This window comes from Paenibacillus sp. 7541, assembly GCF_002276395.1.
Classification (GTDB): domain Bacteria; phylum Bacillota; class Bacilli; order Paenibacillales; family Paenibacillaceae; genus Paenibacillus_AQ; species Paenibacillus_AQ campinasensis.
Map to the genome: position 1 here is coordinate 54,097 of NZ_NQLZ01000040.1, position 16,299 is coordinate 70,395.

Sequence of the window (16,299 nt, forward strand, 5' to 3'; positions counted from 1 at the left end):
GCACAGGGCGATCATGGAAGGTCTAATCATGCTCCTCGTATGTAAGCGCTTAATATGGTGGTTGTGACAATATTGGACATCCCGCACACGCCGGAAGGAGTGAAATGCCGATGACAACCGGAACAACAGCACCTGCACCATGTCTATTGATCAGTAAAACCATTCAACCGTTCACACTCAGGTGAAGCAGAGGGGGAAATTAACGCAAGGAGCTGAGAAGCTATGTTACTGCAATGGATCAACGCCCTGCTCTTTGTCGGAATTACGGGCTGGGCGGTCTATATGTTTGCCGCCGTTGTTTACCGCCGGTACTTGTACATTCGGCTGGGAAAGCCAGTTCGGCTGACAAGGGAGCTGAAAGCGCGTCTGTCCCAGTTTGCCATTCAGGTGTTCGGCCAGAGCAAGCTGTTGAAAGACCGCAGGAGCGGGGTCATGCACTTCATTGTGTTTTATGGATTTATTATTTTGCAATTCGGGGCGCTGGACATCATCTGGAAAGGATTAAGCGGGCATGCGCTGCCGATTCCGGGGTACGAAGCTTTTATTCTGATGCAGGAGATCACCGTGGTGCTCATTCTGGCAGCCATCGGATATGCCGCCTACCGCCGCTATGGCGAGAAGCTGAAACGGCTGAAACGGGGGTGGAAGCCGAGCATTGTGGTCTATTTTATCACCTCGCTGATGGTGTCGGTGCTGCTGACGATGGCTTTTGAGCGATTGCATGAAGGGCATCCGTGGTCGGCCTTGGCCCCGGTATCTTCGAGCATTGCCGCCGGGTTCGCCTGGATGCCGGAGGCGGCTGTTGCGGCTGCTTATTATGGGTTCTGGTGGGTTCATCTGCTGATTCTGCTCTCGTTTCTGGTGTACGTACCTCAGTCGAAGCATTTTCATCTCATTACCGCGCCAGTCAACATTCTGGTCCGCCGCACCGATCCTCCGGGCAAGCTCAGCAAGCTGGATCTGGAGGATGAGGAGGCAGAGTCGTTCGGCACGGGCACGATTGAGGATTTTACGCAAAAACAGCTGCTTGATCTATACGCCTGCGTGGAATGCGGGAGATGCACCAGCGTCTGCCCGGCTTCCAGTACCGGTAAACTGCTGTCCCCGATGCACATGATTGTAAAACTCCGCGATCACCTTACGGAAAAGGGCGCAGCCCTCACCTCCAAATCCCCGTGGATGCCGCAGGCCATATTCGGTTCCCCGGGCGTCCACCGCATGGCTGCCACGGATCTGGCGCTTGTCGGCTGGAAGGGGCAGGGGATGACAGACATCGGGCCGACGATGGCCGTGCAGCAGCGCGCCTGGCATCAAGTGGAAGGTGTAAGCCCGAGGGATGTCCAGCTGATCGGGGAGGTCATGACCGAGGAGGAAATATGGGCCTGTACAACTTGCCGGAATTGTGAGGATCAGTGTCCTGTGGCGAACGAGCATGTTGACAAAATCGTCGACCTTCGCCGCCATCTCGTCCTCATGGAGGGCAGCGTGCCGCAGGAGGGCCAGCGGGCGATGCAGAACATCGAGCGCCAGGGCAATCCGTGGGGAATCAGCCGCTCGGAACGGAGCAAATGGGTGCAGGAGATCGATCCGGAAGGAACGATGGACTTGAGCATCCCCACCGTCAAGGACAACCCGGATTTTGAGGTGCTGTTCTTTGTCGGCTCGATGGGCTCCTACGATAACCGCAGCCGCAAAATCACCCGCGCCTTCGTCCGGCTCATGAACGAAGCAAATGTCAACTTCGCCATCCTCGGCAATGAGGAGAAGAACTCCGGCGATACGCCGCGCCGGCTCGGCAACGAGTTTCTGTTTCAGCAATTGTGTCATGAGAACATCGAGATCTTCCGCAAATACAACGTGACCAAAATCGTTACCGCCTGTCCTCACACCTTCAATATATTCAAGAACGAATACCCCGATTTCGGGCTGGAAGCCGAGGTAATTCATCACACGGAGCTGCTGGATCAGCTGCTGAAGGAAGGTCGACTGGTGCCAACACATCCGGTCCGGGAAAAAATCACATACCACGATTCCTGCTACCTTGGGCGCTACAACGATGTGTACGATCAGCCCCGCAATGTGCTGCGCGCGATTCCTGGCGTAGAACTGCTGGAGATGGCGCGCAGCCGGGAGAACGGCATGTGCTGCGGCGCGGGAGGCGGCCGGATGTGGATGGAGGAAGACGAGGGCAAGCGGGTCAATCTGGCCCGAACCGAGCAGGCGCTGGCCGTATCGCCAACGATGATCAGCTCCGCCTGCCCCTACTGTCTGACGATGCTGGAGGACGGCACGAAGCTGAAGGAGGTTGAGGAGCACGTCAGAACGCGGGATATCGCGGAGATTTTGGAGGAATCGGTCTTTGGTCTGTCTCAAACTCAAGAACAGGAGGTTGTCGTGCAATGAACAAAACCATCGCAAGAACGCCCGCGGGTGCCGGGGTGACCACCCGGACCATCGCTAAAGCAGCCGTGATCGGCTCCGGGGTAATGGGAGCGGGCATCGCTGCCCATCTGGCTAATGCAGGCATTCCATGCCTGCTGCTCGACATTGTGCCAACGTCACTGACGCCCGAAGAGGAACAGAAGGGCCTGACACTGGAGCATCCTCAGGTCCGAAACCGGCTGGCTGCAAAAGCTGTAGCTGCTCTGCCGAAATCGAGCACGGCACCGCTGTATCGGGCGGATGATGCCGCCAGAATTACACCTGGCAATACGGAGGATCATCTGGCGCAGCTGAGGGACGCCGATTGGATCATCGAGGTCGTCACGGAGCGCCTGGATATTAAGAAAAGCATCCTGAAGCAGATCGAATCGGTTCGCAAGGAAGGGGCAATCGTCAGTACCAACACGTCCGGTATTTCCGTAAATGCGATGGCCGAGGATTGCAGCGAGGAGTTCCGGCGCCATTTTCTCGGAACGCATTTCTTCAATCCGCCAAGGCATATGAAGCTGCTGGAGATTATTCCGGGTTATGATACCGACCCTGAGATCACAGCGTTTATGGTCCAGTTCTGTACCAAGCGTCTAGGCAAAGGGGTGGTGGTGGCGAAGGATACACCAAACTTCATCGCCAACCGGATTGGCACATACGGCCTGCTCGTGACGCTGCAGGAAATGATCCGGGGCGGATACACGGTCGAGGAGGTGGATGCGGCGACCGGACCGGTGCTGGGGCGGCCGAAGAGCGCGACCTTCCGCACGCTTGATCTTGTGGGCATCGACACTTTCGGCCATGTTGCCCGCAACGTCTACGATCAGGCGCCAGCCGGGAAGGAGCGCGAGGTCTTCGCGGTTCCGCATGTCATGGAGCAGCTTGTCGCCCGGGGCTGGATCGGGGAGAAGTCCGGTCAGGGATTTTACAAAAAAATCAAGGGTGAGCAAGGGAGCCAGATTCTGTCCCTTCACCTGGACTCCATGGAATATCATCCGGTGGCCAAAGTGAGCTCGGGATCGCTCGAAGCGGCCAAGGCCGTAAAGGGGGCCCGGAAGAAGGTCAAAGCCTTCCTCAGCACCCCGGACCGATATTCGGAGCTGGCCTGGCATGTGCTGAAGCAGGTGCTGGTCTACGCGGCCGAGAAGCTTGGCGAAATCGCCGATTCAGTCCAGGATGTCGATAATGCCATGAAATGGGGCTTCAACTGGGAGCTGGGCCCGTTCGAGACCTGGGATCTGATCGGACTGCCGGCGTCGGTGCAGCGGATGGAAGCCGAGGGCTTGACGGTGCCGGCATGGGTGAAGGAATGGATTGCGTCCGGAAACCGCTCGTTCTACAAAACGGAGGAGGGCCAGCTGTTCCACTATCATAAAGGAGCTTATCGCGGTGTTGAAACAGAGCCGGAGCGGATATCGCTTAGCTTGTTAAAACAGCAAAACCGCATCATTCGCGCCAACAGCGGGGCCAATTTGATCGACCTCGGGGATGAGGTGGCTTGTCTTGAATTCACTTCACCCAACAATGCCATCGGAGCGGACATTCTTGTCATGATCCAACAGAGCGTGGACGAGGTGCGCGCCAATTACCGCGGGCTGGTCATAGCCAATGAAGGCCGCAACTTCTGTGTGGGCGCAAATCTGATGCTGATGCTGATGGAGGCCCAGAGCGGAGATTGGGATGAGGTGGATGACATTATCCATCTGTTCCAGGGCAGCATGATGAAGCTAAAGCAGCTGGAAAAGCCGGTGGTCGCCGCGCCGCACCGGATGACCCTGGGCGGGGGCGTGGAAGCCTGCCTGCCGGCAGACCGGATCATCTTCTCGGCTGAGACGTATTTCGGCCTGGTCGAGACAGGGGTCGGCCTCATTCCGGCGGGCGGCGGCTGCAAGGAGCTGGCGCTGATGATCAGCGACAGCCATCCGGACCCGGAGGCCGATCTGCAGCCGGCGATCAATCGCGTCTTTGAAATGATTGCGATGGCAAAAACATCGACAAGCGGGCCTGACGCGATCCGGATGGGGTATGGCCGGCCGGGGGATACGGTGGTCATGAATCAGGACTATCGTATCTATGAATCGAAGCAGGCTGTGCTGGAGATGGATCGCGCCGGATATGCGCCGCGTGATCCGGGCCGCATCCGCGTCACGGGCCGCGATGGCCGGGCGGTGCTCCAGATGGGCGCGCTCTCGCTCAAGCAGGGCGGTTATATTAGCGATCATGACTATCTGATCGCGAAGAAGCTCGCCCATGTGCTCACCGGCGGCGATGTGCCTGCCGGAACGGTCGTGAGCGAACAGCATCTGCTCGACCTGGAGCGTGAGGCGTTCCTGAGCCTGCTGGGCGAGGTCAAGACGCAGCAGCGTATGCAGCACATGCTGGCCAAGGGCAAGCCGCTGCGGAATTAGGGAATTGGCTGGGCCCGGTCCTGGCGGGCGGGCCGTCAAATGAGAGATTCGGCAACCGGTATGAGCTGATCGCGGCCAGTCTGGTCGTTATCGAAAAAACCAGTGAGTGTGGCAATCCAACAATTCAAGTTGAGGTGAATGGCATGAGAGAAGCGGTCATCGTATCACTGGCCCGCACGCCGGTCGGCAGGGCCAAGAAGGGAAGCCTGGCCCAGACGAGGGTGGAGGACCTTGGCAAGGCGGTTCTGGAAGCCGTCATCGAGCGTGCTCCTGGGCTGCAAAAAGAGGACGTGGATGATGTTATTCTGGGCTGCGCCATGCCGGAGGGTGAACAGGGGCTTAACGTGGCCCGCATTATTTCCTTGTATGCGAATTATCCGGTTACCGTTCCGGCGATGACGGTGAACCGTTTTTGCTCATCGGGCCTGCAGGCCATCGCTTTTGCGGCCGAGCGGATTATGCTGGGCTATGCCGATGTCATCGTGGCCGGTGGCGTGGAAAGCATGAGCCATGTGCCTATGACCGGCTTCAAGCCGGCACCGCACCCGGGCATCGTCGAGGATATGCCCGAGGTGTATATGGCTATGGGGCATACCGCTGAGGAGGTGGCGCGGCGGTTCGGGATTACCCGCGAAGCGCAGGATGCCTTCGCAGCAAGCAGCCATCGCAAGGCAGCAGCTGCCATCGCCAGTGGCAAATTCGAAGCGGAAATTGTGCCGCTCGACGTCACGCTCACGGCAGCCGATGAGCGCGGCAAGCCGCGCGCCACGAGCTTCACCTTCCGTATGGATGAAGGTGTCCGCCCGGACACTTCCACCGATGTGCTCGCCCGGCTGAAGCCGGCCTTCGCCCTCGGCGGGACGGTGACCGCGGGCAATGCATCGCAGACGAGCGACGGCGCTGCGGCGGTGGCGGTCATGAGCCGCGAGAAGGCGGAGGAGCTGGGCCTGAGGCCGCTGGCGGCCTTCCGGTCCTTTGCCCTGGCGGGCGTGGAGCCAGAAATTATGGGAGTGGGGCCTGTGGAAGCCATCCCGAAGGCGCTCCGCATGGCGGGAATTGATCTGGATCAGGTGGCTGCGTTCGAGATTAACGAAGCCTTTGCTTCCCAATGCCTGCACATTATTCAGGCGCTGGAGCTGGATGAGGGCAAAGTCAACGTCAACGGCGGCGCAATTGCGCTTGGCCACCCCCTCGGCTGCACCGGCGCCAAGCTTACCGTCAGCCTCGTATCCGAGCTGGCCCGCCGCGGCGGCGGCTATGGCGTCGTGAGCATGTGCATCGGCGGCGGCATGGGCGCAGCCGGTGTGTTCGAGGTGTTCGCCGCCGAGGCCGACGCCGTGCAGCCAGCCTAGCTGGCCCGGTGAGGGCCGCTCGGCTCGCACCGTGGCGTGGCCGCTGGATTTGGCCCGGCGCGGGCGGGTGATGCTGTGGGCCAAGATAGCGCGGTCTCGCGTAGAAACGCCCCGATGCACTCCAGCCGCTTCGGCAGCTGGTTGTAGGCCGTCGCCCACTATCGCCGTCCCGCCGAGTGAGTGTGGCCGCCGCCGAGCACGGCTCGGCCACGAGCCCACCCCCACCCAGGCGGAGGCAGAGCCGCCGGAGGCTGGGGTGCTGCGGAGGGAAGCCGAGCGAAGAAAGCGGAATCGGCCTGAAGAAGCGCAAGCGTTCGCCTTTGTTTTCGGATTTCGACAGTGGAATGAGAGTTCAAGGAAATCCGAAAACAACAGCGATCGGAAGGGCGGTCCGCGGCCTGAGCGGACAAAGGGCTGCGAAGCGCAGCACCCGGTCCTGTCCGGCCGAGGCCGTGGGCAAATTAACAGCGAAGCAACAGCCAGAGCATCCCGTGGCCGTGCTGCGAGGCCAAGGGGGCGCAGCCCGGTACCAGCTTTGGCGCTCCATAGCGAAGCTGGAGCAGGCCAACGCGCGCCCTCAACGAAGTGGCCGCCGCCGAACACGGCCCGGCCACGAGTCTCACCCCCACCCAGGCGGAGGCAGAGCCGCCGGAGGCTGGGGTGCTGCGGAGGGAAGCCGAGCGAAGAAAGCGGAATCGGCCTGAAGAAGCGCAAGCGTTCGCCTTTGTTTTCGGATTTCGACGGTGGAATGGGGGTTCAAGGAAATCCGAAAACAACAGCGATCGGAAGGACGATCCGCGCCTGAGCGGACAAAAGAGCTTCGAAGCAACACTAGACTATGCCAGCCCCCTACCCTCGCAGCAGTCATCGCCCGAAGGAAGTGCCTCTGCCACCGCCATACTATCCCGAAAGGAGTCCTCACAATGAGCGATAACCAAACCAAAGAACCGAAAATCAAAGGTGGAAGCTTTGTTATTGAGACGCCGGAGCTGGAACGGGTGATGACACCCGAGGATTTTACGGATGAGCACCGGATGATTGCCGAGACGGTGCGGGATTTTGTCGACGGGGAGATTATGCCCCGTGACGAAGAGATTGAGAAGCTGGATTATGAGCTGACCGTGGATCTGCTCCGCAAGTCCGGGGAGCTTGGGCTGCTCGGCGCAGATGTGCCGGAAGCGTTCGGCGGCGTCGGGCTGGATAAGGTCAGCTCGACCATTATCAATGAAACGCTGGCCCGGGGCTCCTCCTTTGCGCTGTCCTTCGGAGCTCATGTCGGCATCGGCACGCTGCCGATTGTGTTCTTCGGAACGCCGGAGCAGAAGCGCAAATACCTCCCGGATCTCGCCAGCGGCGCCTTGATCGCCGCATACTGCCTCACGGAGCCGACCTCCGGCTCGGATGCGCTCAGCGCCAAGACGACCGCGAAGTTGTCGGAGGACGGGGAGTTTTATATTTTGAACGGATCGAAGCTGTATATCACGAACGCAGGATTTGCTGACATTTTCATCGTTTATGCGAAGATTGACGGCGAGCATTTCACCGCATTCATCGTGGAGAAAGGGATGGAGGGCTTTACGCTCGGGCCCGAGGAGAAGAAGATGGGCATTAAGGGCTCGTCCACGCGGCCGCTCTTCTTCGAAGATGTGAAGGTGCCGAAGGAGAATCTGCTCGGGGAGATTGGCAAAGGCCACCGGATTGCCTTCAACATCCTGAACATCGGACGGTACAAACTGGCTGCTGGAGCCGTGGGCGCGGCTAAAGAGGCGATTGAACTGAGCTCGAAATATGCGAATACCCGCAAGCAGTTCGACACCCCGATCTCCCAGTTCCCGCTCATGCGCAAAAAGCTGGCCGAGATGAACATCGCCGCTTTTGTCATGGAAAGCATGGTGTACCGCACGGCGGGCCTGCTCGATGAGGCGCTGCAGGACATCGATTATGAACAGCCGGATTCCGGCGTTCAGGTGGCGGCGGCTATCGCCGATTACGCGATTGAATGCTCGATCAACAAGGTGTTTGCGTCCGAGGGACTGGATTTTGTCGCGGATGAAGGGGTGCAGATTCACGGGGGCTACGGCTATATCCAGGAGTACAAAATCGAACGGATTTATCGCGATTCGCGGATCAACCGGATTTTTGAAGGGACCAACGAAATCAACCGCCTGCTCATCCCGGGCACGCTCGTGAAAAAAGCGATGAAAAGCGAAATCGCCCTTCTGGAAAAGGCGCAAGCGCTTCAAGGCGAGCTGCTGCAGATGGTGCCGGGTCAGTCGTTCGAGGAGACGCTGGCCAGGGAAGCGCACTTCCTGGATATGAGCAAAAAAATCTTCCTGCTCGTCGGCGGCCTCGCGGTTCAGAAGCTGGGGACGAAGCTGGAGAAGGAGCAGGAGCTGCTCTCGAACCTGGCAGATATCATGACAGATATCTATGCGCTGGAAAGCGCACTGCTTCGCACCCGCAAGCACCTGACGCGGACTTCGGAGGAGAAGGCTGCGGGGATGATCGAGATGACGCAGGTGTTTGCGTATGAGGCGTTCCTGCGCATTGAAGGGCTGGCCAGAGAGACGCTCGCCGCAGTTGAAACAGGCGATATGCTGCGCATGCAGCTGTCGGTGCTGAAAAAATTGACCCGAACCGCACCGCTCGACACCGTGGCGCTAAAGCGGAGCATCGCGGCGCGGGTTGTGAGCAGGGAGCGGTACACGGTGTAACAAGGAGAACGGTGTAAATTAACCGTGCAACGAAAGAGGATTTGGAAGTTTACCTGGGAGGAAAGGGATGGTTTTGTATGGATGCAAAGCCTTGGCTGCCATTTTATCCGCCGGAAGTAGCCCCCTCGTACGAGTACCCGAAGCATAACCTGGGACTGTTTCTTGTAACGTCCGCGCAGAAATATCCGAATCGGCCGGCAGTTTATTTTATGGGCAAGACGTTAACCTACAAACAGCTCCTGGAGGCGTCCTATCGAATGGCGAACGCGCTCCGGGGCAAGGGAATTAACAAAGGGGACCGGGTAGCGATCATGCTGCCCAACTGTCCTCAGGTTGTCATTTCGTATTTTGGCGCGCTGCTGTCAGGCGCCGTGGTGGTGATGACCAATCCGCTCTATATGGAGCGGGAGATTGCACATCAGATGCAGGATTCCGGGGCTAAAGCGATCATTACGCTTGACCATTTTGTTGCCCGGGTGGAGAAGGTGCAGGGCGAGACGGAGCTGAAGCATATCATTGTGACAAGCATCGCGGACTATTTGCCTTTTCCGAAAAACCTGCTGTTCCCGATCAAGGCCAAGAAGCAAGGGCCCCTGCCGGTCATTCATTATCGAGAAGGGGTATATCCCTTTAAAAAACTGCTGGAGCAAGCGCTGGATGCCCCTGTGTGCGAATCGGTCCATGCCGAGAAGGACCTGGCGCTGCTTCAGTATACCGGCGGAACCACCGGGGTCCCGAAAGGCGTCATGCTTACGCATTACAATCTCATTGCCAACACGCTGCAATCCTCCATGTGGTGCTACAAGGTGGAGGAGGGCAAGGAGCGGTATTTGGCGGCGCTGCCTTGTTTTCACGTATTCGGCTTGACGGTGCTGCTGAATCAGGCGGTGTACAGAGCCAGCGAGCTGCTGATGGTGCCGAGGTTCGAACCGAAGATGATTCTGGATCTGATCCGAAAAAAGAAAGCGACGCTCTTTCCCGGTGCTCCGACGATGTACATTGCCCTGATCAACCATCCGCAAATCAAGGATTATGATCTGTCTTCCATTAATGCCTGTATCAGCGGCTCTGCCGGGCTTCCGGTGGAGGTGCAGGACACGTTCGAGGAGCTGACCAAAGGACGTCTGATCGAGGGCTACGGCTTAACGGAGGCCGCCCCGGTCACCCATGCGAACCCGATCTGGGGGCATCGCAAAATCGGCACCATCGGGATCCCCCTGCCGGATACGGAGGCCAAGGTTGTCAATCCGGACACCGGGGATGAAGTGCCGGTGGGCGAGCCTGGGGAACTCATCGTAAAGGGGCCTCAGGTGATGAAGGGGTATTGGAAGCGGCCTGAGGATACGTTTGACACGCTTCGGGGCGGCTGGCTGTTTACCGGGGATATGGCCACGATGGATGAGGAAGGGTACTTCCGAATTATCGACCGCAAAAAGGATATGATAATCGCAAGCGGTTACAATATCTATCCGAGAGAAATCGAGGAGGTGCTCTACGAGCACCCGTCCGTGAAGGAAGCGGTGGTGGTGGGCACCAAGGACGAATACCGGGGCGAGACGGTCAAAGCCTATATCGTGCTGAAGGATGGGGCTGCGCCGGACCCCGCCGGGCTGGAGAAGTTCTGCCGCAAGCAGCTCGCGGCCTATAAAGTGCCGAGGGAGTTCGTGTTCCGGGATTCGCTGCCGAAGACGCTTGTCGGAAAGGTGCTGCGGCGCAAGCTGCTGGAGGAAGAGGAGGAAGGCAAGCCGACCGCGTAAGGAGCGCATGCTGCTGAAGGCATGAAGCCCGCTTGGCAAAGCATCCATTGTGAAGGCCAGGTGGGACGCGGGCATGCCGCAAGCAGGCCGGGATTCACTGCGGCGAGCGGCTAGTTGAGGCGAATGAGAAGGCAGCGGGACTGGAGATGTATGCCGGAAAGGAGGCGGCCTGATGGAGAATCGACATTCTGGTGCTGAAGAAAAGGCCGTACTGCAGCAGGAGGCGCAGACAGAGGAAGCGCAGAGGCAGGAGGCAAACCGAGAGCAGCATACCGAGGGAGAGGCCACTCGTATTGCGCCGGGGCAGGGCAAGCAGCAGCGAGGGGGTCTGGCAAACAAGGAGAGCAGGCAGCCTGCGCACGGCGGGAATCTGGAGTCTTACATTGAAGAGATGACCCGCGCAGCAGAGCCTACGTTCTGGGGCTACCTTGGCTGCAAGCTCGAATCTGCGAGTGAGGAAGAAGTCGTGGTCACACTCGATACCGAGCCGCACCATATGAATATGATGGGCATTGTGCACGGCGGCGTGCTGTCCTCCCTGATGGACAACGCGATGGGCATCGCGGTCATGCTGCAGCGGCCGGGGGAGTCCACGGTGACGAGCAATTTGAATGTGCATTTTGTGAAGCCGGCCCGGGGAGGGCGGCTGTACGTCACCGCGCATATCGTGCACCAGACACATCGCTCTGTCACCACGGAAAGCCGGATCACCAATGAGCGCGGGGAGCTTGTCGCGCTGAGCACGGGATCTTTTCGGGTAAGGTAAGGGACGCCATGCCAAGCCTGCGAAGGTGTATGAGAAGATGATGATCGCGTTGAAGGTCTGTCCTGCTTGAGGGGCGGGCCTTTTATTTGGATTTTTAAAATTAAGGAATCGGTTTGGCGGCGAAGGTGTGTACAGTATACCTGAGAATAGCGGAGAACGCTGTGGATTGATCGTAACGATAAACATCGAAATTCAGTGGCTTTGGGTCACGAAGAGTTGTTATGATGGTAAGGATAAGGAGGCGTGCGAGAATACGCCAACAATCCTTGTCAGGGGAGAATAGCTGTGGTACAATAAAAATGCTGTTTTCTAATTACTATTACGGAATGTTGATTTGAAGGATAGATTCTGAATGATCAAGATGTTTACATACGTAGGAGGTGGAATTCATGGTTGTATTGTTTGAAGTGCTGCTTGTTATTGTCTCCATCGCATTGATTACTGTCGTTCTTCTCCAAAAAGGGAAAAGTGCAGGTCTGGCCGGTGCCATCTCCGGCGGTGCGGAACATCTTTTTGGTAAAACCAAGGCGCGCGGTTTGGATCTGGTGCTCCAGCGGATCACCGTTGGTCTTGCGAGCGCATTTATGATTTTGGCCATTGTCGTTGCCGTATTGAAATAACTCTCGGAACAATAACCTTCGCTTTTTCATTTTATGGAAGAGCGGAGGTTTTTTAATACCCGGGAAGCTGCAGGAGAGCGCCCTGTGGCTCTATGTTGCGGGCAAAGTGGCGGTTCTAGCGAGAACTGGCAGTGAATGTAAGGATACCGCGGATTAAATTCGTGTATACTAGGGTAGTGTATATTTAGGTAAAGAATGGATAGAGGAACAATGATACTGCAGGTTCCCCGAGGTGATCATAATGATAACGGAACAAATATTACTGGATTTTATGCGGGAAACTGCATATAAACCGATGACGTACCAGGAGCTGGAGAAGCATTTTCAAATTGAGGATGCCAATGAATTCAGGGAGTTTCTGAAGCTGCTGAATGAGCTGGAGCAATCCGGCAAAATCATTCTGACCAGCACGCAGCGCTATGGCGTCCCGGAGCGGATGTCGCTGCTGCGCGGTCGCTTGCAGGCCCATCCGAAGGGCTTTGCTTTTCTGATTCCTGATGACAGAGAGCATCCGGATGTGTACATTCATGCCAACGATCTGAAGAGTGCCATGAACGGTGACACTGTTCTGGTGCGCATCAGCTCGCAAGGCAGCGACGGCGGCCGCATGGAGGGCGAGGTCGTCCGGATCGTCACACGCGCCATCACGCAGGTGGTCGGCGTGTTCCAGAACCATGAGGCGTATGGATTTGTGCTGCCGGATGACAAGCGGATTAACCGGGACATTTTTATCCCGAAGCATGCCATGAACGGTGCGGTTGACGGCGTGAAGGTTGTGGTGAAGCTGGTGAGCTACCCGGAAGGGAGAGCGGCGGCCGAGGGCGAGGTTGTCGAAATTCTCGGTCATAAGAATGATCCGGGCGTCGATATTCTGTCCATCATCCGCAAGCATCAGCTGCCGGAAGGCTTCCCGGAAGAGGTGCTGGCTGAGGCGGATGCCGTGCCGGACACCATTACCGAGGAGGAGATCGCTCAGCAGGGCCGTCGCGACCTGCGCGGCAAAAACATCGTCACCATCGACGGTGAGGATGCCAAGGACCTGGACGATGCGGTGAATGTGGAGCGGCTTCCGAACGGCAACTACCGCCTGGGCGTGCATATCGCCGACGTCGGCTACTATGTGCGCGAGCGCTCGGAGCTGGACAAGGAGGCCTATAACCGGGGCTGCAGTGTGTACCTGGTGGACCGGGTAATTCCGATGCTGCCGCACCGGCTCTCCAACGGGATATGCAGTTTGAACCCGCAGGTGGACCGGCTGACGCTGTCCTGTGAGATGGAGTTTAACGACCAGATGAAGGTTGTCAGTCATGACGTGTTCACAAGTGTGATTCGGACCAAGGAGCGGATGACGTACAACAATGTGCGCAAGATCCTTGTGGACGAGGACCCTGCACTGATTGAGCGCTACAGCGATCTGGTGGAGGATTTCCGCCTGATGCGCGAGCTGGCGCTGAAGCTGCGTGACCGCCGGATGCGGCGGGGTGCGGTGGATTTTGATTTCGTGGAGTCCAAGGTGATTGTGGACGAGAACGGCAAGCCGGTTGATATTGTCAAAAGAGAGCGCTCCATCGCGGAGCAAATCATCGAGGAATTCATGCTGGCGGCCAATGAGACGGTGGCGGAGCATTTCCACTGGCTGAAGGTGCCGTTCATCTACCGGATTCACGAGGACCCGGATCCGGAGAAGCTGCAGAACTTTATGGCGTTTGCGGCTAATTTCGGCCATCATGTGAAAGGCCGGGGCAACCAGATTCATCCGCGCGCGCTGCAAAATCTGCTGGATGACATCCACGGCACGAAAGAGCAGACAGTGCTCAGCACGATGATGCTGCGATCGATGAAGCAGGCGAAGTACGATGCCGAGAGCACGGGCCATTTCGGCCTGGCGGCGGAGTATTACACGCATTTCACATCCCCGATCCGGCGTTATCCGGATCTGGTCATCCACCGCGTCATTCGCGAAGTGATCGAAAGCGGCAACATGCTGACCGAGGAGCGCCAGGAGTACTTGGCGGGCCGGATGGCGGATATCGCGCAGCAGTCCTCGGAGCGCGAGCGCGTGGCTGTGGATGCGGAGCGCGATACCGAGGCGCTGAAGAAGGCCGAGTTCATGCTCGACAAGATTGGCGAAGAATTCGAAGGCATTATCAGCAGCGTGACCAGCTTCGGCATGTTCATCGAGCTGGAGAATACCGTCGAAGGCCTCATCCGGCTCAGTGCGCTGACGGATGATTATTACCACTTCGACGAAGGGCATATGGCGCTGATCGGCGAGCGGACATCCAAGGTGTTCCGCATCGGCGATGATGTGAAGGTGCGCGTAGCCAACGTGAACATGGATGAGCACACCATCGATTTTGAGATGGTCGATATGAAGCCGCGCCGGCGTGGACGCGGCAGTGAAGGCGGCGGCGACCGTGGCGGAGCCGGTGGCCGTGAGGGGCGCGCCCGCGATGGCGGGGCGCGCAAAGGCCGCGGCAAGCGCAGCGCCGTGGCGGAAGGCGGCGGCGCGGCAGGCCCGGGCGGTGGCCCGGTGCCAGGTAAGCGCCGCGAGGGCGCCGGCAGCGGGCGGGCCGCCGAGGAAGCCGCTGGGGGCGAGCAGCGGAGCTTCGCCTTTGGCTCTGGCAAAGGCGGGTACAGCTCGTCCGGGGGCGGCTCCCTCGGCTTTGACCGCAACGCCCGCCAGGGCGGCGCCAAGAGCCGCCGGAAGAAGACGTCGCGCAGCGGCATCTTCATCGGCGACGGCCCGACGCCAGGCCCTGGCGTTGGCGGCGCTCCCGCCGCGGGCGGCCGTAAGCGCAAGGGCAAGGGCGGGGGCACCGCTGCCTTTGTCCGCAAGAAGAAAAAGTAAGGGGCTTCGCTTCACCAGATTCCCTGGTTGAATATGAATATAGCTGTTTTTCCCCGCCTTTTTCATTGCGTAACGCTTGGCTCTGCCTTGATTTTGCAGGTGGCAGTTTGATACAATGGACTTCTGGTGAGATTGCATTTGTGGCGGTCTGCCGGAAGTCCTTTTTCCCATTAAGACCGTGATGATAAGGAGTGAGACCATGGGTAAGAAAAGTGACGGGAAGGTTCTGGCCCAGAACAAAAAAGCTTCCCATGATTACTTCATCGAGGATACGTACGAGGCAGGCATGGTGCTGACCGGAACGGAGATCAAGTCGATCCGCAACGGCCGCGCGAACATTGCTGATGCTTTTGCAACGATCCGAAATGGCGAGATTCACATCCACAACATGCATATCAGCCCGTTCGAGCAGGGGAACCGGTTCAACCCGACCGACCCTACCCGCGCAAGGAAGCTGCTGCTGCACAAGGAGCAGATTACCAAGCTGCTGGGCCTGTCCAAGCAGGAGGGGTACACCATCGTGCCGCTCAAGGTCTACATCCGCAATGGCTATGCCAAGCTGCTGCTCGGTCTCGGTAAAGGGAAGAAGCAGTATGACAAGCGCGCCGATGCAGCCAAGCGCGATGCGCAGCGTGATATCCAGCGTGCCCTGCGGGAGAAGCAGAAGATTGCAAGATAAGTGTGTTAGGTCTTATGTTATGCAGATGGGAATATCGTTTAATGAATAGGGGGATGCGCTGCAGGTGGCAGCATTTAGCTGCTCTGCCTGGTATCTATATATCATTATGATGCAGAATGTGATATACTAAGTGATGTACGAAAGATCATCAGATCTTTGACAACTACAAGATTATGCTTCGTCATCCTTTCTTGGAGGGAAAGGATGCGGAATAGATCGACTGCCATGCTGAATGCGTCGATGATCTAATCCGGAAGCCCTTTTTGGCAGGAAGGTTTGCGTGCTTAGATACGCTGACATTTCTCCTATTTAAGGGGGCGTTTTTGGATTCGACGGGGATAGTTCGGGCATGAGTAGCGGGTAGTGGGGACGCGTCCACTTCATCAACGCTAAAGCCAATTAAATGGCAAACAACAAACTTCTTACGCTGTAGCAGCTTAATAACCTGCACGCGTGCTCTCGCTCTGCATCGCCCATGTGCCGGGATGAGGGCTCAACTTATAGTGGGATACGCTGTCTAGTCTCCGCCTGGGGCTAGCTGAAGAAGACAATCAGGCTGACCTGGAATAGAGCCGGTTACGGGGCGCTGATCCAGGTGACATCAAAACCGTGACTACACCCGTAGAAGCTTGTGTTGTCGTTATCTTCGGACAGGGGTTCGACTCCCCTCGCCTCCATACATATGCTTAAAAAAGCGACCAAACTGGTCGCTTCAGATTGTC

General features: G+C 57.9%; 10 protein-coding genes and 1 other RNA gene. All 11 read left to right on the top strand.

The window, feature by feature from the left end; translation table 11 throughout:
- Positions 1-222: 222 nt before the first annotated feature.
- Positions 223-2,403: a (Fe-S)-binding protein gene (locus CHH75_RS21645; protein WP_095399134.1), complete on the top strand. Its 2,181-nt coding sequence runs from the start codon at positions 223-225 to the stop codon at positions 2,401-2,403.
- The gene (locus CHH75_RS21650) at positions 2,400-4,838 is read left to right on the top strand and encodes a 3-hydroxyacyl-CoA dehydrogenase/enoyl-CoA hydratase family protein (protein ID WP_095399135.1); all 2,439 of its coding nucleotides are present in this window, start codon (positions 2,400-2,402) and stop codon (positions 4,836-4,838) included. The genes CHH75_RS21645 and CHH75_RS21650 overlap by 4 nt, the downstream gene beginning before the upstream one ends.
- Positions 4,839-4,981: 143 nt before the next feature.
- The gene (locus tag CHH75_RS21655; RefSeq protein ID WP_095399136.1) at positions 4,982-6,190 is read left to right on the top strand and encodes an acetyl-CoA C-acyltransferase; all 1,209 of its coding nucleotides are present in this window, start codon (positions 4,982-4,984) and stop codon (positions 6,188-6,190) included.
- 344 nt (positions 6,191-6,534) lie between these two features.
- Entirely contained in the window at positions 6,535-6,894 is a 360-nt protein-coding gene (locus CHH75_RS21660) for a hypothetical protein (protein ID WP_095399137.1), read from the top strand.
- A 219-nt stretch (positions 6,895-7,113) separates the two neighbouring features.
- A complete protein-coding gene (locus CHH75_RS21665) occupies positions 7,114-8,904 on the top strand; it encodes an acyl-CoA dehydrogenase family protein (protein ID WP_095268112.1) in 1,791 nt (596 codons plus the stop codon).
- A gap of 77 nt (positions 8,905-8,981) precedes the next feature.
- Positions 8,982-10,661, top strand: a complete 1,680-nt coding sequence (locus CHH75_RS21670) for a long-chain-fatty-acid--CoA ligase (RefSeq protein ID WP_095268113.1) — start codon at positions 8,982-8,984, stop codon at positions 10,659-10,661.
- 391 nt (positions 10,662-11,052) lie between these two features.
- Entirely contained in the window at positions 11,053-11,427 is a 375-nt protein-coding gene (locus tag CHH75_RS21675) for a PaaI family thioesterase (protein WP_095268125.1), read from the top strand.
- A 389-nt stretch (positions 11,428-11,816) separates the two neighbouring features.
- Positions 11,817-12,047 carry a preprotein translocase subunit SecG gene (gene secG / locus CHH75_RS21680; RefSeq protein WP_095268114.1) on the top strand — a complete coding sequence of 77 codons (231 nt, stop codon included), beginning with the start codon at positions 11,817-11,819 and terminating at the stop codon, positions 12,045-12,047.
- Positions 12,048-12,288: 241 nt separating this feature from the next.
- Positions 12,289-14,898 carry a ribonuclease R gene (rnr, locus tag CHH75_RS21685; RefSeq protein WP_095399138.1) on the top strand — a complete coding sequence of 870 codons (2,610 nt, stop codon included), beginning with the start codon at positions 12,289-12,291 and terminating at the stop codon, positions 14,896-14,898.
- 199 nt (positions 14,899-15,097) lie between these two features.
- The gene (gene smpB, locus CHH75_RS21690; protein WP_095268116.1) at positions 15,098-15,577 is read left to right on the top strand and encodes an SsrA-binding protein SmpB; all 480 of its coding nucleotides are present in this window, start codon (positions 15,098-15,100) and stop codon (positions 15,575-15,577) included.
- A gap of 313 nt (positions 15,578-15,890) precedes the next feature.
- Positions 15,891-16,257, top strand: a transfer-messenger RNA (tmRNA) gene (gene ssrA / locus CHH75_RS21695).
- The last annotated feature ends 42 nt before the right edge of the window (positions 16,258-16,299 follow it).

Bases quoted from the DNA above. Each gene is read 5' to 3' on its own strand.
- CHH75_RS21645 (WP_095399134.1), top strand. From the start codon at position 223: ATGTTACTGCAATGGATCAACGCCCTGCTCTTTGTCGGAATTACGGGC.
- CHH75_RS21650 (WP_095399135.1), top strand. From the start codon at position 2,400: ATGAACAAAACCATCGCAAGAACGCCCGCGGGTGCCGGGGTGACCACC.
- CHH75_RS21655 (WP_095399136.1), top strand. From the start codon at position 4,982: ATGAGAGAAGCGGTCATCGTATCACTGGCCCGCACGCCGGTCGGCAGG.
- CHH75_RS21660 (WP_095399137.1), top strand. From the start codon at position 6,535: ATGAGAGTTCAAGGAAATCCGAAAACAACAGCGATCGGAAGGGCGGTC.
- CHH75_RS21665 (WP_095268112.1), top strand. From the start codon at position 7,114: ATGAGCGATAACCAAACCAAAGAACCGAAAATCAAAGGTGGAAGCTTT.
- CHH75_RS21670 (WP_095268113.1), top strand. From the start codon at position 8,982: ATGGATGCAAAGCCTTGGCTGCCATTTTATCCGCCGGAAGTAGCCCCC.
- CHH75_RS21675 (WP_095268125.1), top strand. From the start codon at position 11,053: ATGACCCGCGCAGCAGAGCCTACGTTCTGGGGCTACCTTGGCTGCAAG.
- secG (WP_095268114.1), top strand. From the start codon at position 11,817: ATGGTTGTATTGTTTGAAGTGCTGCTTGTTATTGTCTCCATCGCATTG.
- rnr (WP_095399138.1), top strand. From the start codon at position 12,289: ATGATAACGGAACAAATATTACTGGATTTTATGCGGGAAACTGCATAT.
- smpB (WP_095268116.1), top strand. From the start codon at position 15,098: ATGGGTAAGAAAAGTGACGGGAAGGTTCTGGCCCAGAACAAAAAAGCT.